Origin of the sequence: Niabella aurantiaca DSM 17617 (genome assembly GCF_000374125.1) — a bacterium.
Taxonomy (GTDB): Bacteria; Bacteroidota; Bacteroidia; order Chitinophagales; family Chitinophagaceae; genus Niabella; species Niabella aurantiaca.
Map to the genome: position 1 here is coordinate 239,505 of NZ_KB893625.1, position 25,887 is coordinate 265,391.

Annotated in this window: 14 protein-coding genes; 12 read left to right on the forward strand and 2 right to left on the reverse strand. The window is 50.0% G+C overall.

Annotation, left to right across the window (positions count from 1 at the left end; genetic code table 11):
• Positions 1 to 276: 276 nt before the first annotated feature.
• The 6 genes from B160_RS28110 (at position 277) to B160_RS28120 (ending at position 14,925) form a co-directional block, all read left to right on the forward strand.
• Entirely contained in the window at positions 277 to 3,039 is a 2,763-nt protein-coding gene (locus B160_RS28110; RefSeq protein WP_211218026.1) for a glycoside hydrolase family 2 protein, read from the forward strand.
• A 118-nt stretch (positions 3,040 to 3,157) separates the two neighbouring features.
• Positions 3,158 to 4,495: a sugar porter family MFS transporter gene (locus B160_RS0100980; RefSeq protein WP_018625969.1), complete on the forward strand. Its 1,338-nt coding sequence runs from the start codon at positions 3,158 to 3,160 to the stop codon at positions 4,493 to 4,495.
• Positions 4,496 to 4,540: 45 nt separating this feature from the next.
• The gene (locus tag B160_RS0100985; protein ID WP_018625970.1) at positions 4,541 to 7,852 is read left to right on the forward strand and encodes a DUF5107 domain-containing protein; all 3,312 of its coding nucleotides are present in this window, start codon (positions 4,541 to 4,543) and stop codon (positions 7,850 to 7,852) included.
• A gap of 890 nt (positions 7,853 to 8,742) precedes the next feature.
• A complete protein-coding gene (gene istB / locus B160_RS0101000; protein ID WP_018625973.1) occupies positions 8,743 to 9,489 on the forward strand; it encodes an IS21-like element helper ATPase IstB in 747 nt (248 codons plus the stop codon).
• Between the two features lie 542 nt (positions 9,490 to 10,031).
• Positions 10,032 to 13,097 carry a DUF5107 domain-containing protein gene (locus B160_RS28115; RefSeq protein WP_018625975.1) on the forward strand — a complete coding sequence of 1,022 codons (3,066 nt, stop codon included), beginning with the start codon at positions 10,032 to 10,034 and terminating at the stop codon, positions 13,095 to 13,097.
• Positions 13,098 to 13,206: 109 nt separating this feature from the next.
• A complete protein-coding gene (locus tag B160_RS28120; RefSeq protein ID WP_018625976.1) occupies positions 13,207 to 14,925 on the forward strand; it encodes a DUF4091 domain-containing protein in 1,719 nt (572 codons plus the stop codon).
• A 370-nt stretch (positions 14,926 to 15,295) separates the two neighbouring features.
• On the opposite strand, the gene B160_RS0101020 is transcribed toward B160_RS28120, so the two are convergent.
• Positions 15,296 to 16,486 (reverse strand): hypothetical protein, encoded by a 1,191-nt coding sequence (locus B160_RS0101020; protein WP_018625977.1) that lies wholly within the window; start codon positions 16,484 to 16,486, stop codon positions 15,296 to 15,298.
• Positions 16,487 to 16,676: 190 nt separating this feature from the next.
• Positions 16,677 to 17,147, reverse strand: coding sequence for a response regulator (locus tag B160_RS0101025; protein ID WP_018625978.1), 471 nt, complete (start codon positions 17,145 to 17,147; stop codon positions 16,677 to 16,679).
• 68 nt (positions 17,148 to 17,215) lie between these two features.
• Between B160_RS0101025 and B160_RS0101030 the strand changes: the two genes are divergently transcribed.
• From B160_RS0101030 to B160_RS0101055, 6 genes are all read left to right on the forward strand, one after another.
• Entirely contained in the window at positions 17,216 to 18,337 is a 1,122-nt protein-coding gene (locus B160_RS0101030; RefSeq protein WP_018625979.1) for a ThiF family adenylyltransferase, read from the forward strand.
• Between the two features lie 11 nt (positions 18,338 to 18,348).
• Positions 18,349 to 19,035: a hypothetical protein gene (locus B160_RS0101035; protein WP_040679219.1), complete on the forward strand. Its 687-nt coding sequence runs from the start codon at positions 18,349 to 18,351 to the stop codon at positions 19,033 to 19,035.
• 4 nt (positions 19,036 to 19,039) lie between these two features.
• Entirely contained in the window at positions 19,040 to 21,178 is a 2,139-nt protein-coding gene (locus B160_RS0101040) for a sensor histidine kinase (protein ID WP_018625981.1), read from the forward strand.
• A gap of 14 nt (positions 21,179 to 21,192) precedes the next feature.
• Positions 21,193 to 22,287, forward strand: coding sequence for a hybrid sensor histidine kinase/response regulator (locus B160_RS0101045; protein WP_018625982.1), 1,095 nt, complete (start codon positions 21,193 to 21,195; stop codon positions 22,285 to 22,287).
• 49 nt (positions 22,288 to 22,336) lie between these two features.
• Positions 22,337 to 24,481, forward strand: a complete 2,145-nt coding sequence (dcp, locus tag B160_RS0101050; RefSeq protein ID WP_018625983.1) for a peptidyl-dipeptidase Dcp — start codon at positions 22,337 to 22,339, stop codon at positions 24,479 to 24,481.
• 211 nt (positions 24,482 to 24,692) lie between these two features.
• On the forward strand, positions 24,693 to 25,877 hold the full coding sequence (locus B160_RS0101055; RefSeq protein ID WP_018625984.1) for an acyl-CoA dehydrogenase family protein: 1,185 nt from the start codon (positions 24,693 to 24,695) through the stop codon (positions 25,875 to 25,877).
• The last annotated feature ends 10 nt before the right edge of the window (positions 25,878 to 25,887 follow it).

Here is a 25,887-nt window from a genome sequence, read left to right on the forward strand (position 1 = left end):
CCCGCAACCAGCCGCCCTGTATTGAGGTGCCAAAGAGTGCGACGCAAGACCGCCGCCATAAGCATTGCAGCCGGGGCAATAAAAAAACGCAGGTAGCTCAACCAGCCCGACCGCACTCAGCATCAGAAAATCTATCTTTTTCCGAAGATTAGCTATTGAAAATGCAGCAGGTCAGTGCTATGTTTGATCATAAATTTGCGGGTATGCTTGCCGGAGTCGGCCCAGGGCCCCGTACAGTTAAAGAAACTTTGTAAAGCGATGATAAAACGAATGAATATGTTATTACCAACGACCATGCGAACATTGTTACTTGGCTTTTTTCTTGTTTGTGCTGCCCGGACATACGCCCAACAGGAGCGCTCCCTGGCGGGTACCTGGAAACTGCGTCTGGATAAGGAAGACCGCGGTATAAAAGAAGGGTGGTTCCGTAAGAACGAAGGGCAAGCCATCACACTGCCCGGAACCCTGGATGATGCAGGTATCGGCGAAAAGATAAAGGTGGATACCAATGTGATGAATAAGGAAGTAATGATCCGGCTGACCCGCAAGCATACCTACACCGGGCCGGCCTGGTACAGTAAGCAGGTGGTGATCCCTTCCGGCTGGACGGGCAAAGTGATCCGGCTGTACCTGGAGCGGGTGATCTGGAATACAAGGGTTTGGGTAGATGGTAAGGAAGCCGGAACAGATGAGAGCCTGAGCACACCACATGTGTTTGAGCTGAGCAAATACCTGACACCCGGGATACACCTGCTGACGATCCGTATTGATAACCGGAAACAGCATGATATCTCTGTCAGGGATATGGCGCATGCGTATACGGATGGAACACAGATCATATGGAACGGTGTTATCGGCGCGATAAAATTAACGGCCCGCAACCGGCTGGCGCTGGGGCTGGTACAAACCTATCCGGATGTTGCGCAAAAAAAGGCGGGATTAAAAATAGGGCTGGAGAACCATAGCCCCCGTGCTCAAAAAGCAGTATTGCAGGCAAAAATATATTTAGGCGCCAACCGGCTGGTGGCTACCCGCAGGGTACCGGTTACGGTTGCCCCTGGAGCATCGGATGAAGAAATTGACTTGTCTTTGGGCCGGAATGCGGCGCTTTGGGATGAATTTGATCCGAATATATACCGCGTTGAGATAGCCATACAAACGACCGGCGGGCAACAGCTGGACAAAAGAGAAACCCGTTTTGGATTAAGAGCGATGACCAGCGATCAGCAGACCCTGCGCATCAATGGTCGCCCGGTATTTTTAAGGGGCACGCTGGAATGCAATATCTTTCCACTGACCGGGCATCCGCCGATGACCCGCGAAGGCTGGCTTAAGGTATTCCGTACCGCTAAAAGCTATGGACTGAACCACCTGCGTTTTCATTCCTGGTGCCCGCCGGAAGCGGCTTTTGAAGTGGCCGATTCCATGGGCTTTTACCTGCAGGTGGAGCTGCCGTTCTGGAACCTGCATGCCGGCGAGGATGCAGGCACCAACCGGTTCCTGGAGATGGAAGCGGAACGGATCAGCGAAACTTATGGCAATCATCCTTCTTTCTGTCTTTGGTCATTGGGCAATGAGCTGCAGGGCGATTTTAACTGGCTGCACGGGTTGCTGGGAGGATTGAAGCAGAAAGATAACCGGCACCTCTACACGACCACTACGTTTACATTTCAAAAAGAGCATGGCCGCTGGCCGGAGCCGGGAGACGATTTTTTCATTACCCAGTACACAAAAAAAGGTTGGGTAAGAGGGCAGGGGGTGTTTAATGATCATGCACCGGATTTTTCTGCGGATTATGCAGTTTCGGTTGAAGGGCTGCCCGTGCCGCTGATCACACATGAGATCGGGCAATATTCGGTGTACCCCAATCTGAAAGAGATCCGTAAATACACCGGCGTGCTGGACCCGCTGAATTTTAAGGCGGTCCGGAATGATCTCCGGAAAAAGCACCTGTTGCACCTGGCCGATTCATTTACGCTTGCCAGCGGTATTTTTGCCGCACGGCTGTATAAAGAAGAGATGGAGCGGGCATTGAAAACAAAAGGGATCAGTGGCTATCAGTTGCTGGACCTGCACGATTTCCCCGGTCAGGGTACCGCGTTGGTGGGCATCCTGGATGCGTTCTGGGACAGCAAACAGCTGGTGCGCCCCGAAGAGCACCGGATGTACAGTTCGGAGGTGGTACCCTTGCTCCGGTTCCGTAAGGCGGTTTATACAAGCGACGAAATATTTTCCGTAACAGCAGCGGTGGCCAATTTTAGCGCCGGCACCCTGAAGCAGGTGTCGCCGCAGCTGATCATTAAAGACCGTTCGGGGAAGATCCTGTTCAAAAAAGAATGGCAGACGGTCAGCCTGCCGGTGGGGAACAACAGCCAGGTCGGAGCAGCGGAGTTTGCGTTAAGTACGGTAAAAAAAGCGGAAATGCTTACCGTGGAACTGTTGCTCAGGGGAACCGCGTTTAAAAACGAATGGCGGATCTGGGTGTACCCTCCTTCAGTTGAAGAAGCTGCCGATAATGTATTTTTTACCCGCTCATTCACAGAAGCTCTGCAGTTGCTGGAGAAGGGCGGGAACGTATTGTTCAATCCGGATACCGCAGCACTGAAAGGGGTGAATGGCCGCTTTGCGCCGGTGTTCTGGAGCCCGGTACATTTTCCGGATCAGCCCGGTACCATGGGGATCCTGTGCAACCCGGCACATCCTGCGCTGAAGCAGTTTCCTACGGCATTTCACAGCGACTGGCAGTGGTGGGACCTGATCACTTCTTCGAAAACGATGATCATAGATTCGCTGCCTGCTATGAAACCGGTAGTGCGCGTGATCGATAATTTTTTTAAAAACCGTAAGATGGCCAATGTAATTGAGGCGCGTGTAGGAAAGGGAAAGCTGCTGATGACCTCTATCAATATTGCCGACGGGCTGGAACAGCGGCCGGCTGCGCGCCAGCTGCGTTACAGCCTGCTGCAGTACATAAAAGGGGCGCAGTTCGTGCCTCAAACAAGGCTGACACCAGAACAGTTGCTGTTGCTGAAAAAGTAAGCGGGATGTCTGCCTGTCTACTCAGCAATATCATAAGATCGTCCTTTGTTTTCATAAGGATATCCATTCTATTTCCCTTTTTATGTGCGCATCTTTGTGTTCCTAAAATCGCTTCAGTATGAAAAGTCAGTATCCCTTTAATACATCCTATATCATTGGCATCTCATTTATTTCCGCGCTGGGCGGTTATCTTTTTGGGTTCGACTTTGCGGTGATCGCGGGGGCGCTTCCTTTTTTAAAAGAGCAGTTCGGCTTTAACGAGGTACAGGAAGGATTTGCCACGGCATCACTGGCATTGGGATGTATTGCGGGGTGTTTGCTGGCAGGCCGGATCTCCGACCGCTGGGGGCGCCGGAGAGGACTGATGCTGGCCGCGGCCGTATTTTTTCTTTCCTCGCTGGCAATGGCCTTCTCGCACAACAGCGCATTATTCATTGCCGCCCGTTTTGCTGCCGGAATAGGAGTGGGAATGGCTTCTGTTCTGTCGCCGATGTATATTGCGGAAGTAGCACCCACTGATATGCGTGGCCGCATGGTAGCCATCAACCAGCTGACGATCGTGATCGGGATCTTTATAACCAACCTGGTCAACTATAGTTTGCGCAATGAAGGCGCAGATGCATGGCGCTGGATGGTAGGATTGGGCGCTGTGCCCTCCGCGCTCTTCCTGATAGGTGTATGCTGGTTACCAGAAAGTCCACGCTGGCTTGCCAAGGCCGGCAATCTGCTGCTCGCAGAAAAGATATTGAAGAAGATCGGTGGCGGGGACTACGCCACGCATACATTGGAGGCGATCCGGAAATCGGTCGCCGGCGATACGGCGGTGCGTTATAAAGATGTGTTCGGACGTGCCGTTTTTCCGGTGGTATTGATCGGCATCGGGCTGGCAGTATTCCAGCAGCTTTGCGGAATCAATGTCGTATTTAATTATACAGCAAATATTTTTGAAAGCGTAGGTTTTAGCCAGGACGATCAGCTGAAGCAAACGGTATTTATCGGCCTGGTCAATATGGTTTGTACCCTGGTGGCTATGTGGCAGGTAGATAAGCTGGGACGGAAGCCCCTAATGCTGCTGGGCGCCATCGGGCTCACCCTTCTGTATCTGGTCAGCGCCACATTGCTGAAACAAAGATCCGCTGCTGCTTCCTGGTCGTTACTGGCCGCCATCGGGCTGTACGCTATGACACTGGCGCCGGTTACCTGGGTGCTCATTTCGGAAATATTTCCCAACAAGGTAAGGGGCGCAGCTACCGCTGTTGCCGTGCTGGCCCTGTGGGCATCCTATGCGGTACTGACTTTTACCTTTCCCATACTGGCAAAAAACTTAGGAACCTACACGCCGTTCTATATCTATGCGGGCGTTTGTGTCCTCGGCTTTTTGTTCGTGAAATTCCGGGTAAAGGAAACCAGGGGAAAATCGCTGGAAGAAATGGACAAGGTTTTTTCGGGGCATTGATGATCATAACTTAAATGAATTTTCTACAATCATAAAAAGAAGACTATGGAAGTGCGTGCATGGCAGGAAACCGTGAAGATCCCGACGTATAAGACCGGGGAGCCGGACAAGAACCCGATGTTCCTGGAAAAGCGTGTGTACCAGGGGAGCAGCGGTGTGGTGTATCCCTATCAGGTGATCGATAAAGTGTATGACGAAAAAGAAGAGAAGGAGTGGACCGCCCTGTATCTTGAGAATGATTACCTGAAGGTGATGATCCTGCCCGAACTGGGCGGGCGCATACAGATGGCTTATGATAAGACCAATGATTATCATTTTGTTTATCACAACCGGGTCATCAAACCCGCGCTGGTGGGCCTGCTGGGCCCCTGGATCAGCGGTGGCATCGAATTCAACTGGCCGCAGCACCATCGTCCCACTACTTTTGACGCAACCGATTTCCAGATCCTGGAAAATAAGGACGGCAGCAAAACGGTATGGGTAAATGAATATGAGCAGATGTTTGGTACCAAGTGCGCCCTGGGTTTTACCCTGTATGCCGGCAAGGCCTATATTGAGCTGGAAGCAAAATTGTATAACCGGACGCCGTTCCCGCAGACCTTTTTGTGGTGGGCCAACCCCGCGGTGGCAGTGGACGAGCATTACCAGAGTGTATTTCCTCCGGATGTAAATGCCGTTTTTGATCATGGCAAACGGGATGTAAGTGCTTTTCCCATCGCAACCGGCACGTACTATAAAGTAGATTATTCGCCGGGCACCGATATCTCGATCTATACCAACATCCCGGTCCCTACATCCTATATGGCAGTGAACAGCGCCTTCAATTTTGTGGGCGGGTATCATCATCAGAAGAGGGCCGGCATCATGCATATTGCCGATCATCATGTAAGTCCCGGAAAAAAGCAATGGACCTGGGGATGCGGTGAATTTGGCAAAGCCTGGGACCGCCAGCTTACCGATGAGGATGGTCCTTATTTTGAGCTGATGTGCGGTGTGTATACCGATAACCAGCCGGATTTCAGCTGGATCATGCCCAATGAAGTAAGAACGTTCAAACAATACTTCATGCCCTATAAGCACATCGGGTATGTAAAGAACGCTTCTACAGACGCGATGGTAAATCTCGAAACCACCGCAGATACAGCAACAGTACAGGTGTATGTAACGCAGGAACGCAGGGTAACGATACGGCTGAAACAGGAGGGGCAGGAAGTTTTTACAGACACACTGGTATTGTCACCCCTTAAAAGTTTTGAGAAACAGGTCTGCATTGAGGCGGCATTCGACGCCCGCCGGCTGACAGTGGAAGTGCTGGATGTAAAGGGTAAGCTGCTGATCGCTTATACGCCGGTGGAACGCAATACGGAGGCCATACCGGACCCTGCAAAACCCATACTGCGGCCCGAAGCGCTTTCCACCAATGAAGCGCTTTATCTTGCGGGCCTGCACCTGGAGCAATACCGGCACGCAACGTATTCGCCGCTGGATTATTACCGCGAAGCACTAAAGCGGGATGCAACGGATATACGCTGCAACAATGCAATGGGCCTCTGGTACCTGCGCCGTGGCCGGTTTGAGACCGCTGAACCCTATCTTCGTGCGGCAGTGGAAAAGCTTACGGCCAGGAACCCCAATCCTTATGATGGAGAGCCGTTGTATAACCTGGGTCTCTGCCTGCGGTACCGGAACCAACTGGAAGAGGCAACAGACTGGCTTTATAAAAGCACCTGGAATGCTGCCATGCAGGACAATGCCTACCTGCAGCTGGCTTACATCAGCGGGCTTCAGAACAACTGGGAGACCTGCGCGGAATTTGCGGGGAGATCGGTTTTGAGGAATTACAACAGCCTGAAGGCTCGCCACATAAAGGCAGTGGCGCTGCGGCAGCTGCACCGGGAGGATGAAGCCGCCGCGTTGTTAAAGGAAACACTGGCCATTGATGTATTCGATTTTGCGGCCCGGTTCGAATGGAGCCGGCACCTGCAGCAGGAGGGAAACACCGATGCAGCGGAAAAAGAACTGCAGGGCCTCCGGCAGCAAATGCGCCACCGGTCTTATTCATTTATTGAAATGGCATTGCAATATGCCGCTGCGGGTCTGTACGAAGATGCCATGGCCTTTTTACTGCTGACGGCAGCCCATACAACGGATCCGCTGGTTGATTACTACCTGGGGTATTTTGCGCACCTGGCCGGCAGGGAAGAAGAGTCAAAAATGTGGTTTGGCAAAGCCTTTCAGGGAAGACCGGATGGTGTATTCCCCAATCGTATAGAAGATATCGCCGTGTTAAAGACCGCCGTGGACCTGGATCCCGCAGATTACAAGGCTTTATACTACCTGGGCAATTACTATTATGGAAAACGGTTGTATGACCCCGCGCGCAGCTGCTGGGAGCAATCGCTTGCGATCAACCCGGACTTTGCCACTACCAACCGGAACCTGGGAATTGCCTATTACAATAAGTTTGATAAGAAAGAGGAGGCGTTCCGTTTGTTCCGGAAAGCGTTTGACGCGGATCCGTCGGACTCAAGAGTGCTGTTTGAACTGGATCAGCTAAAGAAGCGGTTTAACACGCTTCCGGAGCTCCGGCTCTCATTCCTGGATCGATACCCGGAGCAGGTAAGGGAGCGCGATGACCTGTATATAGAATACATCACATTGCATTCGCTGCTGGGCCGGTTTGAAGAGGCCGGTGAGCTGCTGAAAGCCCGTAACTTTCATCCCTGGGAAGGGGGGGAAGGCAAAACCTCCGGCCAGCACGTACTCATCCATGTGGCGCGCGCGCGGCAGTTGCTGGCGGTGCGGGATCTGGATGGGGCCGCAGGTTTGTTGCAGCAGGCACAGGAATTTCCTGTTAACCTGGGGGAAGGCAAGCTATATGGTGCCCAGGAAAATGATATCTACTATTGGCTGGGTTGTGTGGAAGAGGCCCGCGGCAATTTGGCCGCGGCTGAGAGCTGCTGGGAGAAAGCAGCAGTGGGGCTGGCGGAGCCCACACCTGCCGTCTATTACAACGACCAGCAACCGGATAAGATCTTTTACCAGGGCTGGGCATTACAAAAATTAGGAAAGCATGAAGAAGCGGCACAACGTTTCCGGAACCTGATCCGGTATGGGGAAACACACCTGGAGGATACCGTTGCCATTGATTTTTTTGCCGTATCGCTGCCGGACCTGATGATCTTTGATGATGATCTGGACCTGCGCAACCGGATTCACTGCTGCTACCTGATGGCCCTGGGTTACCTGGGCCTGGATGACACCGTGCAGGCCGGACATTACTTTAACCAGGTGCTGGAGCTGGATCCGGCACATACCGGCGCCGCAATACATCGAAGCATGATGTCTATGGCTTAATATTAGCGAAATGTTATGATTGAATGAATTCTTTAAGGTTTGAAGCCCGGATTGCCACATAATCCGGGCTTTTTTTGCCGTCTATCAAAAATTACGGGTGCCTACCCGTAAAAATGACTTTTTTTTTAATTTTTAGTTATAAAGTTCCTATTTTGCGGTAAAGGATGCCGGCGATGGTCCATTGAAAGGCATAGAATATATCGAAGGGATCCTGCCTGCTGTAAAAGAGAATGATAACGATTGGTAGCGGCTATATATAGAATATTCCCCAGGTGGATCGAGCTTGGCGTATGTATGACCGGCAGAAGCGGCAGCGGTTCGTGCTTCATCGGCAAAAAGTCGTAGTGCATACATGCCTCCCGGTTTAAATGAACCGGAGACCACCGTTTCAAACGGATCATCCTTCAATAAGTGCTTGTAATTGAGTTTAGTGTATGCATAAAATTTGCTGATGGCATGACAAAGGCCTCCGTTGCATGATCCATACATGATGGGAGATAGACTTGTATTTACAAGGATCTGTGAGTTAATATTGGAGAACAAACCGGCGTCAGTTGCAACCTGTTAAAACAATATTCCGCCGATTTTGACACAGTTATAATTAGTAGAAAGCCATAATAACCAGGTGCGGTCGAATTGGGGATAAAATTAACGGTAACGTTACCGGAAAATGAACGAAATTGCAGATGCGAAGTATACGGGAACGGGCAGAAGAACATTCCGAAAGATATCGGATCAGGACGTATGCTGCTTTCGGGCGGTAGCGCAAATGCTGGAATGGATGTTGGATTCGGGCATCTGCCGGGGGGAGAAAAGAACATTGCCACTGCCTTTTGAGGCCATACCGGGCGAAGCTATTTTTATTTTTCAACGTTTAAATCATACAGATTATGAATGCCGCAACACTCGACAAAATGAGACAAATGAAACTGCTGGGCATGCACCAGGTCGTAACAACCGGTCTCAACGCCGAAAAATCCGGCTTATATACAGCCGATGAATTGATTGCCCAGCTCGTGGAGGCAGAATGGGACGACCGCCGGAACCGTAATACCGAGCAGCGGATCAAAAATGCCCGGTTCCGCTATAAAGCTGATATCAACGACCTTTATTATGATGTGGACCGAAACCTCGACCGGAATCAGGTGATGGAACTTGCCGATTGTAGGTTTATTGACAAAGGAGGATGCGTGCTCATTACAGGCTGTACCGGCATCGGTAAGAGCTATATTGCTTCAGCGCTGGGCTACCATGCATGCAGTCAGGGTTACCGGGTTATGTACCACAGTGCAGCCCGGTTGTTTGCAATGCTTAAAATGCGCAAGGCCGATGGCTCTTACTTCAGGGAGATGAACCGAATTGAACGGCAACAGCTGCTGATACTGGATGACTTTGGTCTTCAGCCCCTTGATGCTCAAAGCCGCACAGCACTCATGGAGATTATAGAGGACCGATCTGGAAAAGGTGCGTTGATCATTACCTCCCAGCTGCCGGTAAGCCAATGGGATGATGTCATTGGTGAACAAATAATTGCAGATGCGATTCTTGACAGGATTCTGCACCAGGCCCACCGGCTGGATCTTAAAGGTACCTCGCTGAGACAAAATTTAAAGCTTGAAGAAGCGCTGGTATCATAGACTGGCACCGGTTGGCTTTGACCGCATTGTTTAGAAACGTTCTGGCGGGCTTTGATTGCTTTAGCCATTAGTCAGTTAACGAGCGATTGAGAAGGTTGCCATTTTATGGAATGATTCGCTTTTTAAGGAGACTGCTTGAGTTCCGGATTTTTTTAACAGGAGCCCCGGCTGCTCTTTCATTTGAACGGTAGATGATTGCCAGAGAAGGTTTACAAGGCCGTTAAAATAGCTGCTGTAGTGATTTTGATAGCTGGCTTTTTTATTATGGGTCGGGCGGATGATCACCAGGGCAAACAGCCCGGCTCAATAGGATATCGCCCGGTGCTAACCCTCGTCAAATGGAAGCAAGGCAGCGCCGGGAACAATACAGGTCGGATGTACTATTGGAATAAATGAGATACCCATTGCGGTGTCTGCGGGGGAGCGATCTTTATACGGCTTCCACGATGGATGTCTTTTAAAGACAAACGTTTGCATAGAGATCTTCGGACCAGATTGAGTAAATTCGACAAAAACTACACATGAAAAGAGGTTGCTTCTGTATGACGGTACTGCTGTTCTTTTGCCTGTCCCTGACTGCGCAAAAAAAAGCGGTGATCCGTGAGCTGAAAAAAAGTTATGTGACCTATCCTTTCTCAGATCCGAACCCGGTTCCGTCCTTTGAAAAAATATATCCCTATTTCCGGTTTGATGGCTTTACGGCAACGCCTGTCCGGAAGGAATGGAAGGTGGTGCAACTGGAGAATGATTTTATCCGGGTGGAAGTGTTTCCGGAGATCGGGGGCAAGGTATGGTCTGCTTATGACAAAGTGCACCGGCGGTATTTTCTGTACAATAACCGTGTGGTAAAGTTCAGGGACATTGCGATGCGCGGTCCCTGGACCAGCGGGGGTGTTGAATTTAACTATGGGGTGATCGGCCATACGCCCAACACGGCCACTCCGGTTGATTACAAATTGAGCACCGCTGAAGATGGTAGTGTCAGCTGCATTATCGGATGCCTGGAGATGCTGACCCGGACCCGCTGGAATGTGGAGATCAAACTGGAAAAAGATAAGGCCTTTTTTACAACCCGCTCGTTCTGGTTCAATGCCACTGCTACGGACCAACCCTATTACCAGTGGTCCAATTCGGCGGTCTATGCAAAAAAAGACCTGCAACTGGTGTACCCCGGTACCGCAGCGATCGGTCACTCCGGTGAGGTGGTTCAGTGGCCCTATGATACCGCTGCCGGAAAGGATGTTGCGCAATGGAAAGAGAACGACTATGGCGGTTCCAAATCCGTTCACGTCATCAATAGTGGTAAGCCGTATTTTGGAGCATACTGGAAGGGGGAGGATTTCGGAATGCTGCATTATACGGCCAGTGATGAAAAGCTGGGGCGGAAAATGTTTTCCTGGGCCCTGAGCGATCAGGGGGATATCTGGAAGGAGCTGCTGACAGACAGTGACGGGCAATATGTAGAGATGCAAAGTGGCCGGCTGTTCAATCAGAACTCGATATCCAGCAGCCGGACGCCGTTCAAACAAACACAGTTCGTTCCCTATGGCGCCGATCAATGGACGGAGTACTGGTATCCCTTTGTCGGAACGGGTGGCGTTACAGATGCAAATGAGATCGGTGTTGCGGGGATCGACGGCGCAGCACTCCGGATTGCTCCCCTGGCTTTTATAAAAGATACGTTGTACATACGCGACCGGAAAGGAGCCGTGCTGTACGCACAGTGGGCGGAATTGCAACCGCTGGTCACCAAGACCTTTGAGGCGGGACTGTCTGCCGGTCAGTGGAAGGACGCCACCGTTCACCTGGCGGGATATACATGGACGGTGAATGATAAGGCATTGCAGCGACCGCTTACCGCTCCTGAAGATTTTAACTGGAACACCGGGTATGGATTGTATATGCAGGCACGGGATCTGACGGGACTGAAGAATTATCCGGAGGCGGAAATAAAAGTACGGCAGGCATTGGAGAAGGATAAAAATTATGTTCCGGCGCTGACCTTGTTGTCGCAGCTGCTTTATAACCGGATGCAATACGATTCAGCTTTTAACATTGCAAAGCGGGCGCTGAGCATCGACACCTACGATGCGGCGGCCAACTATTATTACGGATTGTCGGCGTTCAAGACAGGAAGGATCAATGATGCGATCGACGGTTTTGATGTGGCGGCTCTTACTTCGGGGTTCAGAAGTGCGGCTTATACACAAATGAGCAGGATCTTTTTTCTGCAGAAGGATTATACCGGTTCATTGAAATACGCCGAAAAATCGTTGCTCAATAACCGCCGGAATATAGAAGGGCTGCAGTTGAAGTACCTGGTCAACCGGATAACGGGAAAAGAAAATACAGCGGTCGAAAAAGTGATCGCAGCGGCAGAGCCACTGAATACATTCCTGTTGTTTGAAAAATATTACCGGGATCCGGGAGCCGCCGCCGCAAAAGCACTGGCCGCACCTATCCGGAATGAATTCCCGTACCAGACCTACCTGGAGCTGGCCATCTGGTACAACCAGCTCGGGCGTATCGAAGAGGCCAAACAACTGTTGACCTTGTCGCCGGATCATAATGAGCTGCAGTATTGGCGGGCCTATCTAAACCGGGATCAGGCTGCGGGTACCACCTATTTGGAACAGGCCCTTTCGGCGGACCCGGATTTCGTGTTCCCCTTCAGGGAAGAGTCGGGGCCGGTGTTCGACTGGGCAGCCAGCCATACAAAAAGCTGGAAGCCGGTGTACCTGCGTGCACTGCTGCACCTCGCAAAAAATAACCGAAGCGAAGCCCGGCAGTTACTGGAAGGCATCCATGAGCCGTTGACCTTTGCTCCGTTTTATATTGTGCGGGCCTCATTGGATGAAGATACCGCTTTACAACGCCGGGATCTGGAGCGTGCCAGAGAAACCGGCAACGGATGGCGGTATCAAAACTACCTCACGCGCTATTATCTCTCTGCCGGTGCGTATAATAAGGCATTACAGGTGATTGAGCCGTATTGCCGGAAGCATCCGGAAGATTATATCAATGGCATGTTGTATGTGCGGGCATTGATGCGCAACAACCGGTATGCGGATGCTAACCAGGTATTGCAGCAATTACAGATCCTGCCTTTTGAAGGGGCCGGGGAAGGAAGAAGGCTTTATGAAGAAACAAAGCTGGTGCTGGCACTGGAAGCGCTTGGTCATAAGAAGCACACAGATGCACTGCGCTATATAAAGGAGGCCGGGCTGTGGCCGCGCAATATGGGCGCGGGCAAACCTTATGACGATCTTATCGATAACCGGCTGGAACAGTTCTTTGAAGCGGTTGTCAGGATCAGCATGAAAAGAGAGCCGGAAGGAAGCGCCCTGCTGCAACAGGTTGCGGCTTCAGATAAGGCAGTAGCCTCTGTCAATACCCTGGCACAGGTAGCTGCGCTGGTATGGCTGAACCGGAAGGAAGCAGCAGCAGCGCTGTTTGACAAATGGGCCGCAGGCCAGAAGGATGCCGGCAGGGTACGTTGGGGAAAACGTTTCCTGAATGAGCCGCTGATTGGCCGGAAGCCGGATCTGGACCTGTTCACGCAGCTGGTAAGGACGATTACGGAAGCAGAAGACAGACCCTTGTTTTGACCGGCCCGCTCCGGTACCGTTTGTTCCGTAAGATACCCGCAACCGGAGGCCCGGGGCTTTAAAAAATGAATCAGACTCATCAATATAAAACCTGTCAAATTAAAAGATCATGATCAGAAAGTTATGGCTGCTGGCGATAGTTTTTTCGTTTACAAAAGGATATGGGCAACGTAGCGCAGACCTGTACCAGGTGGATGCACTGGAAAAGATATTCAAAGAAAGGGCCTATTTTCCCCCGCTTCAGGACGATACGATCCGTGCGGCGGCAGGAGAAACGGCATCCATTCAGCTGGTGCTGAGGGCCAACCGGCCGGTCAGGGGGCTATCATCCCGGGCGGTTTGTTTACCCGGCAATGCCTCAAAGCTTACCGCCAAAACGGGCTGGGTCACCTATGTGCCTGTCGGGCGAAGCTATACACCGGCTTCAAAAGACCTGCTGCGTTCGGTTTCCGGCTATTTCCCCGATCCGATCGTGGATGATACATTGCTGACGCTCGCCCAGGGGGAGATCAATCCCCTGTGGGTATCCATTCCCATACCGGCAACCACCGCGGCCGGCATCTACAAGATACAGGTAAGCGTAAACGGGCTGGTAAATGGGAAAAAAGAACGGTTCCTGCGCACGGTTCCGGTTAAAGTGTATCCCGTAAAAGTGCCGGAGACTTCGTTGTGGATCAGCAACTGGTCGGCTCATTTTAGTCCCGTATCGCTGGAGCTGCTGAACAAGGGAAATAAAGTAACCCTGTATTCACCGTTGTACTGGCAACTGCTGAAAGTGCATGCCGATATAATGGCGGCACACAACCAGAACGTGCACCGGATCTATGCGGCCTGGAATACCAAATACACGTTGCAAAACGGGAAATATACTTTTGATTTTGCCAACTTCGATAAGGAAGCGGAGCTGTTTGAAAGAGCCGGGGCATTGAAACGGATCGAGGGCGGCCACCTTGCCTGGAGGTCCGGGGCCTGGGATGATCCTTTTTTTGTAGAAGTACCGCTGGAAGACAATGAAGCAACAAGGAAATTGAAGCCGGGTCCCAACCCGTCCGCGTATCTGTATGGCATGCGGTCCGTGCTCCTGCCGGTAACCGATGCAAGGGCACAGAATTTTCTCGACCAGTTCCTGCCGGCTTTAAAAGCGCACCTGGCGCAAAAAGGCTGGCTGGAGAAATACATACAGCATATTTCGGATGAGCCAACGGCGAAGAACGCACCGTCCTATGTAGCCATCAGCAGCTATGTAAAAAAGTATTTACCGGGTGTAAAGATCATGGATGCCGTGCTTACTTCAAAAGAATTGAAGGATGGCATTGATGTATGGGTACCGGTGCTGGATGTGTTTCACAAGGATTATACCTTTTACCAGGAGCTGCAAAAGAGCGGGAAGGAGGTGTGGTTCTATACCTGTGTGGGACCGCGGGGAAACTACGCCAACCGGTTTATTGAGCAACCGCTGATCCAGACGCGGTATCTGCACTGGATCAATTATAAATACGGAGCCACGGGGTATTTGCACTGGGGGCTGAACTATTGGGGCGGACGGGACCCGCTAAGGGATGATGCCTCCCGCGACCGCGGCAAACTTCCTGCAGGCGACGCCAATATCGTATATCCCGGCTATAAAAAATTGTACACTTCAATCCGCTTTGAGGCCATGCGCGACGGGATCTATGATTATGAGCTTTTAAAGATGATGGAAAAAAAGGATGCCGCCCGGGCAAAGGGATTTGTAAACGACCTGATCATGAATTTCAATGCTTACGACAACAGCATCCGTTATTTCCGGAAAATAAGGAAACAGTTGCTGGAAGCGCTGGCGATGTGAGAATTTGAGAATGTGGGAAATGTGAAAATATGGGAATGATAAGGGACTCCAACATTAGACGATCTTAAGCCAGGTTCAATAATATTCAACTCATCAGAACCGACAATCCGGTGTACAATTTGAAAATTTGAACGACTGAGGCGGGAGTCATACTGAACCGGCATCAAAATTATTTTTATCCATTTATGGGCCGGGCAATGAGGACACTGCCCCAGGGCGCGGGCCAAGGTTTGTGGAGACACAAACCCTTTAACAGGAGAGCCATTTTAATAAAATAGATACCGGTCTATTATCAGATTCCCCTCAAAAAAACAAAATCCCAGGGATCTCAAACTGATAAGCAAGACACTGATAGCGAAAAGCTAACCCCTTAAACCTTATACATCCTGTTCGCAGAATTGATGTACTCCAGCGGATCAAAGGTTTTATCAAATGATTCCTGCAGCTCTTTCATCTTAATTTCCAGGTCCTTGATACGGCTTCCCAGTTGCGGGTCCGTACGGTATTTTTCAAACAGTTCCTTATACTTTAAGAGGTTCTGGCTGATACGGAAAGTGACCTGGCCAAAGCGCTGTTTCAGGGATTGTACATCGTTCATCTGTACATAAGCTGCCTGGCGCCATTCTTTGGGATTGGTTTTCTTTTCGTTGGCCACAAATTTGGCGGCTTCGTCCCTTACCCGGGTGAGGTATTGATAACGCCTTTCTGCATCGTTCTGCCGGGAAAAGTTGTTGTTAAAATCAGCCTGCGATATCTTTATGATGCCGAGGTTCTCCTTCAGCGACTTGTCATATTTTTTCTGAAGATCCTGCAGTTCGGCAGTAATGGCTTCCCATTCGTTTTCGATCTGGCCATTGTCAAAGTTAAACTGGCTGATCTTCATGGTAAGCGTCAGCATCTCTTCGCTTTGTGCCTTCAGCGCTTTTTCCTTTTTCCCAATATTATCAATATAAGTGGTCATGCTCGAAAACAGGGCGGACGTGATGGGGCCGGTAACCGGTACCCCTTTGCTAAAACCGCTGGCAAAGGTGAGCAGGTTGCTGGTTACATTCAGCACCGGGCTTTCCGTCTTTTTTTCCTTTACAAATGCGGCGTACGAATTGTACCATTTTGTGTAGCCGTCATAATTCATGGGGTTGCCGGTTTCGCTCAATGAATTAAAAAAAGCTTTGGTAGAATTAAAAAGGACCAGGGGTTTGATCTCCCTTTCCATGGAAATAAGATTGACCATGGCCGACTGGTAATTGGCCTGGAAGATATTCAGCTCATTTTGCTCGATCGCTTTTTGTTTTTCTTCCACTGCCTTCACCCGCAAAACCAGTTTGTCTGCCTTCTCCCTTACATCGTTTGACTGGTTAATGGACTTGTCGAGTGCCGACATCCGCTGGTCCAGCTGTGATACCGTGGAGTCGAAAGACTTGGTCTTTGCCGTAAAATTCTTCTGAATATCTGCCAGCACCTTGTCCCGCAGCGATTGGGCGCCGGTAACAGAGGTATCCTGCGCGCCGGCTGTTAATGAAAAATAAAGAACGCCTGTCAATACCGCAAACTTTTTCATCATGTAGGTTTATAGTTTTTAAATAGCATCCGTCTACAGATCCTGCAATATAAGGTACCTGCCGTTTGAGAAAAACACAAATAACCAGCCAAATTGGCCCTTTTTAGGAATACAGACAGGCAAGCCTGATATGGGATAACTGAAAATCAGTGGTTTAGCGCAAAAATAGGAAAAAGCAGGGACAATAAAAAACTCAGGAAAGAAGGGATTGCCGGAGCAGGAATTCCATTTGCCGGTTATTTTCCTCCAGTTTTTCGGCGATTTGTTTTTTCGACAGGTTAAATGTGTACAACTCCAGCCCCTCCATGATGGTTTGTCTGAGGAGGGCCTCTTCCCAGGGCTTTTGGATGTATTTGAACACCCTTCCTTTGTTGATGGCATCCACCACAGCATTGATGTCTGCGTACCCTGTAAGCAGCATCCGGATAATATCCGGGTAGTCATTTATAATGGATTCCAGAAATTCGATACCCGTGGTTTCAGGCATTCTCTGGTCGGTGATGATCAGATGGATCTTCTGTTCCTTTAATATTTGTAAGGCTTTGGCCACGCTTTGGGCCGTAAACACAGAAAAATCGCGCCTGAAACAGGCCTTGAAGGAATTCAGGTTATGAATTTCGTCATCAACATACAAAACGTTTGAATACTGAAGACTTTGCTCCATAATTTATTTTGGAATTAATTTGTGTAAGTTTGCGTCTATATTGTATAAATCAAAATTACTTAATATTTATGGAAAAAAGCGCAGCTGCTCATGAATCCGCTTGGCTGCAGGCGGCATCCGCCTCCGATAATGTTTACAGACCCTTGTTTTTCAGGATATACCACGAAGAAGAGCGGCAACGGTTTTGGGAACTTCGGCGCACCGTAAAAGACCTGACTATTTATGATCAGATCGCAAATCAACTGCTTGAATACATAAAGATTTCTTATTTTACAAGACTAAAGCCCGGCGACGACCCGGGCCGGTTTATGGAGGAAGCGCTGGGGGGGCTTACCCCGGAAGAATACGGGGTTTGGGTATATTACCCCTGGTCAAAAAAAATGGTGCACCTGCTGGATGAGGAAGCGTTCATTGCCGTGAGAACCAGCAGGAACACGTATAAGATCACCCCTGAGGAAAGGGATATCCTCCGGACAAAGAAAATAGGGGTCATCGGCTTATCGGTAGGCCAGTCGATTGCTTTTACGCTTGCCATGGAGCGGGTATGTGGTGCCCTGCATCTGGCTGATTTTGATGCCATTGAACTCAGCAATATGAACCGTTTGAATGTGGCGGTACAGGACATCGGGTTGAATAAAGCGGTCCTGGCTGCACGGAAGATCGCAGAGCTGGATCCCTTTCTGGATGTCCGCTGCTTCGAGGAAGGGATCACGGACGAGAATCTGGATGCCTTTTTTTCGGAGAACGGAAAAATTGACATCCTTGTTGAAGAATGCGACGGTATTGATGTAAAAATATCCAGCAGGTTAAAAGCCCGGTCGCTGGGAATACCGGTGGTAATGGATACAAACGACCGGGGAATGCTGGATGTGGAGCGGTTTGACCTGGAGCCGGAAAGGCCCATATTCCATGGCAGTATTGACGAAGGGATGGACACCGAAAAACTAAAAGGATTGTCAAATGAAGAAAAAATTGTTATTCTGGGCAAGATATTTGATCTTACAAAAATTTCTGACAGAATGAAAAGATCACTTGGAGAAATGAACAAAACAATAAATGCTTGGCCGCAACTTGCCTCTTCCGTTGTTTTGGGCGGAGCCATGGTTACGGATACCTGCAGAAGGATTTTACTGTCCGAGATACAGAGCTCCGGCAGGTATTATATTGATTTTAATGATTTAATAAAATAAGATACCGACCATTGGAAATTGTAATAAGAGCGTTCAGAGCTACTACTGACCCCGTTACGTGTTTGAATTTTATCGAAGGTCATCGTCGGCTGCTTGAATTACATTTTGGCATTGTTGCCATTACATCCAGCAATCAGGACTGGATGTATCATGATAACACATTTGTGATCGTTGCGGAAGATAAAGAAAGGACCAAAGTGTATGGCGGCGCAAGAGTTCAGATGGCAGACGGAAAACTGCAGCTGCCCATCGAAACAGCTATCAGCAAGTACGACCCGTCCGTACATACAATGGCCGGCCAGCCCGGGGTTTCGGAGATCTGCGGTTTATGGAATTCCACGGAGGTAGTGGGCTGGGGTATTGGTAGTTTTTTTATGAGCCGTGCCGGGGTGGCAGTTGCCTGTATGCTGAAGTCTACCAAAGTGCTGTTTTTGGCGGCGCCCATTACCGTAAGAATGGGTAAGCGAATGGGGGCGGAGATTGAAACATCGCTGGGCAACAACGGGAACTTTTTTTATCCCAAGGACGACTTTATAGCCACTGCAATGGCGATCAACGACTGCTCGGTCCTTTCGAAAGCCGATGAAAAAGAAAGAACCCGGATCTTTAATATCGTAGAGCGCCCGGTACAGCAAACACCGGAAGATGGTCCCAAAGGACAGCTGATGGTAGACTATCAGCTGGATATAACCGGCTAATGCAATGTATAAGCTGATAACCATATTTTTTTTCTCTTTTTTTTTCGTTCGCGCAGAAGGACAGCGTTTGACGAACATCGATGACAGTGAAAAAACATACCTGGTTACGCAAAGCCAAATTGAATACCTGGAAGATGGAAAAGGCCAGTATACGTTTCCGGAAGTAGCACAGCTGCCCTTTCAGTCCTTTAAAGGACAGGTGCCCAGTTTTTTTATAAGCCATTCTGTATTCTGGTTACGGATCCGGCTCCGGAACAACACCGATATTTCCCGTCTGTTGATCGCGCTCAATCATCCCACACTGGATGAGGTTCAGTTCTTTGCAGTAAAAGAGGATACAACCATTCTCGATTCCGTCACCATTTCGGAGGGGAAGCCATTTAACAGCCGGATCAATAAGAATCAGAATTACCTGTTTAATCTTTCCCTGGCAAAAGGCGGCGAGCAGCTGGTGTATATAAGACTGCGTGCAGGGGAACAGATACTCGTTCCCATAGAAGTGGGCGCCACCAAACCCGTTCGCGAAAGCCTGGCCATAAAAGACCTGGTCTTTGGTTTGTACACCGGGCTGATTATGGTGATGTTCCTGTATAACTTTTTCCTGCTTTTTTCCACAAAGGACAAAAGTTATTTTTACTACATCCTCTATGTGCTCTTCGTAGGGTTGAGCCAGGCCATGCTGCAGGGGTATGCCTTCCGGTTTTTATGGCCCAATCATCCGGCAATCAATACCTATGCCAATGTAATGATCCCGTTCTTCAACGGCATTGCTGCCGCAGAGTTTATAAGGCAGTTCCTGAACCTGAAACAGTTGTCTGCAAAGCTGAACCGGCGGATGCTGATCATTGAGGCTGCTTATTGTGTAGCCTTTGTGCTGAGTATTTTAAAACTCCAGCAGGAAGCCCAGGTTACAGTGCAATTTGTTGCGGCGGCCGGATCTGCTTACGTATTAGTGATGCTGAGCAGGCTGAGCTACCGGAAAATAAGAGTTGCAAGGATCCTGTTACTGGCATGGTCGGTATTCCTCTGCAGTGTGATCGTTTTTGTGCTCCGGAATGCCGGGTTGCTTCCTTACAATGACCTTACCTATTATGCGTTGCAGATCGGATCGGCAGTGGAGGCGGTACTTCTTTCCCTGGCGCTGGCAGACAAGATCAATACCTATCGCCGCGAGGAGGAGCTGGCCCGGAAGGAAGCGTTACGCGTTTCAAGAGAGAACGAGCAACTGATAAAAGAACAGAACATTGTACTGGAAAAGGAAGTAAAAAGTCGTACAGAAGAGCTGCAGCAAACCAACGAGGAATTGAAAGAAGCCATGAACCAGATCCAGCATACACAGGCAAAACTGGTCGAAAATGAAAAAATGGCTTCGCTGGGTCAGCTGACAGCGGGGATCGCCCATGAGATCAATAACCCCATTAATTTCGTAACTTCAAACATCCGTCCCCTGGAAGCAGATGTTACAGATCTGCAACAGGTGATCCGGAGGTACGAAAAACTGGATCTGTCGAAGGAGCTGTCCTCCCAGCTGCAGGACATCGAAAAGTATAAAAAGGAGATCGACCTGGAATATGTTTATGAGGAAATAGCGATCCTTCTTTCGGGGATAAAGGAAGGAGCGAACCGCACTTCAGAGATCGTAAAAGGGCTGAAAAGTTTTGCAAGGGTCGACGAAGCCAGCTGGAAAAGTGTCAATCTCAATGAAGGGATCGAATCCACGCTCCTGCTGGTAAAGAACAGTTTTCCGCAAAAATTTCAGCTGGTAAAAGAGCTGGGTAACATCCCCCTGGTAGAATGTGAGCCAGGTAAAATCAACCAGGTGATCATGAATGTTGTTACCAATGCCGTTCAGGCCATATGCGAACGAATGCGGAAGGAGCCGGATATCGGCATACTGACCATTAAAACCTGGGAACAGGAAGGGCAGGTAAAGATCAGCATCGGAGACAATGGCTCGGGGATGACGGAGGAGGTCCGGAACAAGATCTTTGATCCTTTTTTTACAACCAAGGATGTAGGGGAAGGAACCGGATTGGGCCTGTCCATCGTTCAGGGGATCATCGAAAAGCACAATGGCTCCATTCAGGTATTTACAGAAACAGGAAGAGGTACTACCTTTATAATTAGTTTACCCGTTCGCTAAAATACTGATGTTCCATGATGCCCGAAATTAATGTACTTTATGTAGATGATGAGCAGCAGAACCTCAATTCGTTCAAGGCTGCCTTCCGGACCAGGTACCGGGTCTTTACGGCTGTTTCTGTAGCTGCGGCGATGGATATACTGGACCGGGAGGAGATCCATGTGCTTATATCCGACCAGCGGATGCCTGAGATCACCGGCGTCGAATTCTTTAAAATGACCAAGGAACAATATCCGCATATTCCCCGGGTGCTGCTCACCGGATATACCGATATAGAAGTGCTGGCTGAAGCCGTAAACCAGGGAGATATCTATCGGTACATCACCAAGCCCTGGGATGAGCTGGAATTGCACAACAGTGTATTGAACGCATATGACCATTACAAAGCCAACCGTGACCTTCGGGAAAAGATCTCGGAACTTCAGAAAGCCAATGACGGGCTGAACCGGTTTGTGTACAGCCTGTCGCATGAGTTAAGAGCGCCCATCGCCTCCGCAACAGGCATTCTTGACCTGGTGAAGATGGAAGGCAAAATGGATGACTCAGGGGAGTACTGGAAGTTGATGGATGCCTGCATTCAGAAGCTGGACTACTATGTATCCCAAACGGTTCAGTTTTATAAAACGGCCCGTTTTAAAGTAGCGCAGGAGCAGATCCATTTTGAAGAGCTGGTGCGTTCCCTGATCGACCTGTACCGGACCTCCAATGGTACAAAGGGGATCCGGTTTGACGTGTCGGTTGAAGAAGCCCACGTCTTTTACGGGGATGTTTTCCGGATCGAGATCGTTCTTGCCAACCTGCTTTCCAACGCCATCAAATGCCAGCGCTCCGGGGAGCCCGATAAAAAAGTAGTGGTCCGGATCGTCACGGCAGACGATGGCGCCCGTATCACTGTAGCCGACAACGGAACAGGTATGGATACGGCAGAAACGGAAAAGATCTTCGATCCCTTTTTTAAGGGAGCGCAGCCCGGCGGTCTGGGGCTGGGATTGTACATCCTGCGGGAAGCGCTGGAAAAGCTCAACGGAACCGTAACGGTCGATTCCCGGAAAGGGGAGGGCACCGTATTTGAGATCTATATTCCCTCTAACCCTGAAAATAAGGGATAGGATGTGGTTTTCAGGATATCCCTGTCTACTTTTGCGTAAAATCAATTTTATGAAGCAGCACATTGTGGTACTTTGCATTTTTTTAATCATTACTTCCTGTACGATGCCCGGTAATACACCCGATAAAACAGATACTGCAAACACAGAGAATCCGTTGTTGGAAGAAAGTGCGCTTCCATATCATACCATTCCTTTTGATAAAATAAAGGAAAGTGATTTTGTACCGGCCTTTGAAAAAGGAATGAAGGAAGAACTGGCAGCGGTTGACAGCATTGCCGGTAACCCGGCCGCTCCTTCCTTTGAGAATACACTGGTTGCTCTTGAAAAAACCGGACGATTGCTGGACCGTGCCAACGCGGCCTTCAATGCGCTGACGAGCGCCAATACCAACGACAATCTTCAGAAGATCCAGGAGGCGATGGCTCCCAGGCTCTCCGCACATTCCGATTCCATCTACATGAATACAAAGCTGTATGAAAGAGTGGATGCCGTATTTCGGCAACGGGATAAGCTGAAGCTGGATGCTGAATCAAAACGCCTTCTGGAATATTATCACCAGAAGTTTGTAATGAACGGGGCCGCGCTTCCCGATTCTGCAAAGGCAAAGCTCAGGCGGCTGAACGAAGAGGAAGCCACGCTGAGTACCCGGTTCAGCAATCAGTTGCTGGCTGCCGGCAAGGCTGGTGCGCTGCTTGTAGCCGACAGGACCGCGCTGGCAGGATTGCCCGATGCGGAGATCCAGGCAGCCGGTGAGGCCGCAAAAAAAAGTGATCATGAGGGGCAGTACCTCATCGCGCTGACCAATACTACCCAGCAGCCCGCCCTTCAGTCATTGACCAACCGCGCTACCCGGCAAAAGCTTTTTGATGCATCCTGGACCCGCGCCGAAAAAGGCGACTCCAATGATACCCGGAACAATATATTGCGGATTGCAGCCATCCGGAAAGAAAAGGCCAGCATCCTGGGATATCCAAATTACGCGGCGTGGAAGCTTCAGGACCAGATGGCCAAAACACCACAGGCCGTGAACGCATTTTTAAGCCGGCTGGTTCCCCCGGCGCTGGCAAAGGTTGCCGCCGAGGCAGCAGATATAAAAGCAATGAAGACCCGGCAGAAAGATACAACGGAGCTTACGCCGTATGATTGGGATTTTTATGCCGAAAAAGTAAGAAAAGCAAAATATGATCTGGATGAATCGGAAGTGAAACCCTATTTTGTACTGGACAGCGTGCTAAAGAATGGTGTATTCTATGCGGCCACTCAACTCTATGGGATTACATTTAAGGAACGCACGGATCTGCCGGTGTACCAGGAGGATGTAAAAGTATACGAGGTCTTTGATAAGGATGGTTCGGCGATGGGCTTGTTTTACTGCGATTACTTTAAACGGGATAATAAAAATGGCGGAGCCTGGATGGATAATTTTGTAACGCAATCCAAATTATTCGATGCCCGACCGGTGATCGTGAACGTATGCAATTTTCCGAAGCCTGTAAAAGGACAACCGGCGCTGCTCAGCTTTGATGACGTAACCACAATGTTCCATGAATTCGGACATGCCCTGCACGGGTTATTTGCCAGCCAGATGTACCCTTCACTGTCCGGAACAAGCGTATCCCGTGACTTTGTCGAGATGCCTTCACAATTCAACGAGCACTGGGCGCTGGATTCCGCCGTGCTGAAAAACTATGCCCGGAGCTATAAGACCGGCGAGCCCATTCCGCAGGTATTGGTAGATAAGATCCGGAACGCCGCAACCTTTAACCAGGGTTATGCCATTACCGAATTGCTGGCTGCGGCCAGGCTGGATATGCAATGGCACCTGCTTTCTTCTGCAGACAGTGCCGTTACCGACGTAGATGCGTTTGAGCAAAAAGCACTTCAGAAAAGCGGTTTGGCCATTGCTGCTGTTCCGCCCCGGTACCGGTCCTCTTATTTTTTACATATTTGGGCCAACGGTTATTCTGCGGGGTATTATGCATATAGCTGGGCGGAGATGCTGGATCACGATGCCTACGCCTGGTTCCGCGAGAACGGGGGGCTCAAAAGGGAAAACGGGCAGCGTTTCCGCGATATGATCCTCTCAAAAGGAAATTCAGAAGACCTGGCCACAATGTATAAGGCCTTCAGGGGCAGGGAGCCGGACATTACCCCGTTACTGGAGAACCGGGGATTGGCTCCGGCGAAGAAATAAAGACTCCAAAGAGCAAAGGATCCGCAAAGATCACCGGGAGATACGGCTACTGAACATCTTAGTGCACGCTGTGGATCCTTTGCGTGTCCTCGTGTTTTAAACGTTACCGCAAAGCCATACAAAGGATTTGCAGGACCTCCTGGTGCCTCAGCCGCAACACGATCACCAATCTCCAAAATCAGCTACCTTTGAGGATCATCAAAATTTTGTTATGTCTGCAAAAGCTGATCTGTTTCAGAGCCCGGATTATTTTGAGCTGGATGCGCTTTTTACTGATGAGCACCGCCTGATCCGCGATGCCGTACGCACCTATGTAAAAAAGGAGATCACCCCGGTCATTGAAAAATATGCACAGGACGCGGCCTTTCCGGAACATATCGTAAAACAGTTGGGCGCATTGGGATGTTTTGGTCCAACCATACCGGCAGAATATGGCGGAGGCGGGCTGGACTATATCAGCTATGGCCTCATGATGCAGGAGCTGGAGCGGGGCGATAGCGGCGTGCGCTCTACCGCATCCGTACAGGGCTCGCTGGTTATGTTCCCCATCTTTGCTTACGGAAGCGAAGACCAGAAAAGTAAGTACCTGCCGCTGCTCGCCAGTGGCGAATGGCTGGGCTGTTTTGGGTTAACGGAACCGGACCATGGAAGCGATCCCTCCAGTATGGTCACGCATTTTAAAGAAGAGGCGGACCATATCGTGCTGAACGGGGCCAAAATGTGGATCAGCAACGCACCATTTGCGCAGGTAGCCGTGGTTTGGGCAAAAGACCCGTCAGGGATCGTGCGGGGGGTCATTGTAGAACGGGGTATGGAAGGGTTCTCTACCCCGGCTACCCATAATAAATGGAGTTTAAGAGCCTCCGCAACGGGAGAGCTGGTTTTCGACAATGTAAGGATACCCAAAACGAATATCCTTCCCGGGGTAAGCGGAATGAAAGGGCCGCTAAGCTGCCTGAACAAAGCCCGGTTTGGCATTGCCTGGGGCGTAATGGGTGCAGCGATGGATTGTTATGATACGGCGCTGCGTTATGCAAAAGAGCGGACCCAGTTCGGAAAGCCGATCGCTGCGTTTCAGCTGCAGCAAAAAAAGCTGGCCGAAATGATCACGGAGATCACCAAGGCACAATTGCTCAATTGGCGGCTGGCAGTATTGATGAATGAGGAAAAAGCTTCTGCGCAGCAGGTAAGTATGGCCAAGCGCAATGCCTGCAGCGTAGCCACGCAGATCTGCAGGGATGCGCGGCAGATCCTGGGCGGGATGGGGATCACAGGGGAGTACCCGGTCATGCGGCACATGATGAACCTGGAGAGTGTAATCACATATGAAGGTACTCATGATATCCATTTGCTCATTACGGGTATGGACATCACGGGGATCAATGCGTTTAAATAGGACGGAGTCC

Excerpts from the sequence above, each read along its gene's own strand:
- B160_RS28110 (WP_211218026.1), top strand. The coding sequence starts at position 277 with ATGTTATTACCAACGACCATGCGAACATTGTTACTTGGCTTTTTTCTT.
- B160_RS0100980 (WP_018625969.1), top strand. The coding sequence starts at position 3,158 with ATGAAAAGTCAGTATCCCTTTAATACATCCTATATCATTGGCATCTCA.
- B160_RS0100985 (WP_018625970.1), top strand. The coding sequence starts at position 4,541 with ATGGAAGTGCGTGCATGGCAGGAAACCGTGAAGATCCCGACGTATAAG.
- istB (WP_018625973.1), top strand. The coding sequence starts at position 8,743 with ATGAATGCCGCAACACTCGACAAAATGAGACAAATGAAACTGCTGGGC.
- B160_RS28115 (WP_018625975.1), top strand. The coding sequence starts at position 10,032 with ATGACGGTACTGCTGTTCTTTTGCCTGTCCCTGACTGCGCAAAAAAAA.
- B160_RS28120 (WP_018625976.1), top strand. The coding sequence starts at position 13,207 with ATGATCAGAAAGTTATGGCTGCTGGCGATAGTTTTTTCGTTTACAAAA.
- B160_RS0101020 (WP_018625977.1), bottom strand. The coding sequence starts at position 16,486 with ATGATGAAAAAGTTTGCGGTATTGACAGGCGTTCTTTATTTTTCATTA.
- B160_RS0101025 (WP_018625978.1), bottom strand. The coding sequence starts at position 17,147 with ATGGAGCAAAGTCTTCAGTATTCAAACGTTTTGTATGTTGATGACGAA.
- B160_RS0101030 (WP_018625979.1), top strand. The coding sequence starts at position 17,216 with ATGGAAAAAAGCGCAGCTGCTCATGAATCCGCTTGGCTGCAGGCGGCA.
- B160_RS0101040 (WP_018625981.1), top strand. The coding sequence starts at position 19,040 with ATGTATAAGCTGATAACCATATTTTTTTTCTCTTTTTTTTTCGTTCGC.
- B160_RS0101045 (WP_018625982.1), top strand. The coding sequence starts at position 21,193 with ATGATGCCCGAAATTAATGTACTTTATGTAGATGATGAGCAGCAGAAC.
- dcp (WP_018625983.1), top strand. The coding sequence starts at position 22,337 with ATGAAGCAGCACATTGTGGTACTTTGCATTTTTTTAATCATTACTTCC.
- B160_RS0101055 (WP_018625984.1), top strand. The coding sequence starts at position 24,693 with ATGTCTGCAAAAGCTGATCTGTTTCAGAGCCCGGATTATTTTGAGCTG.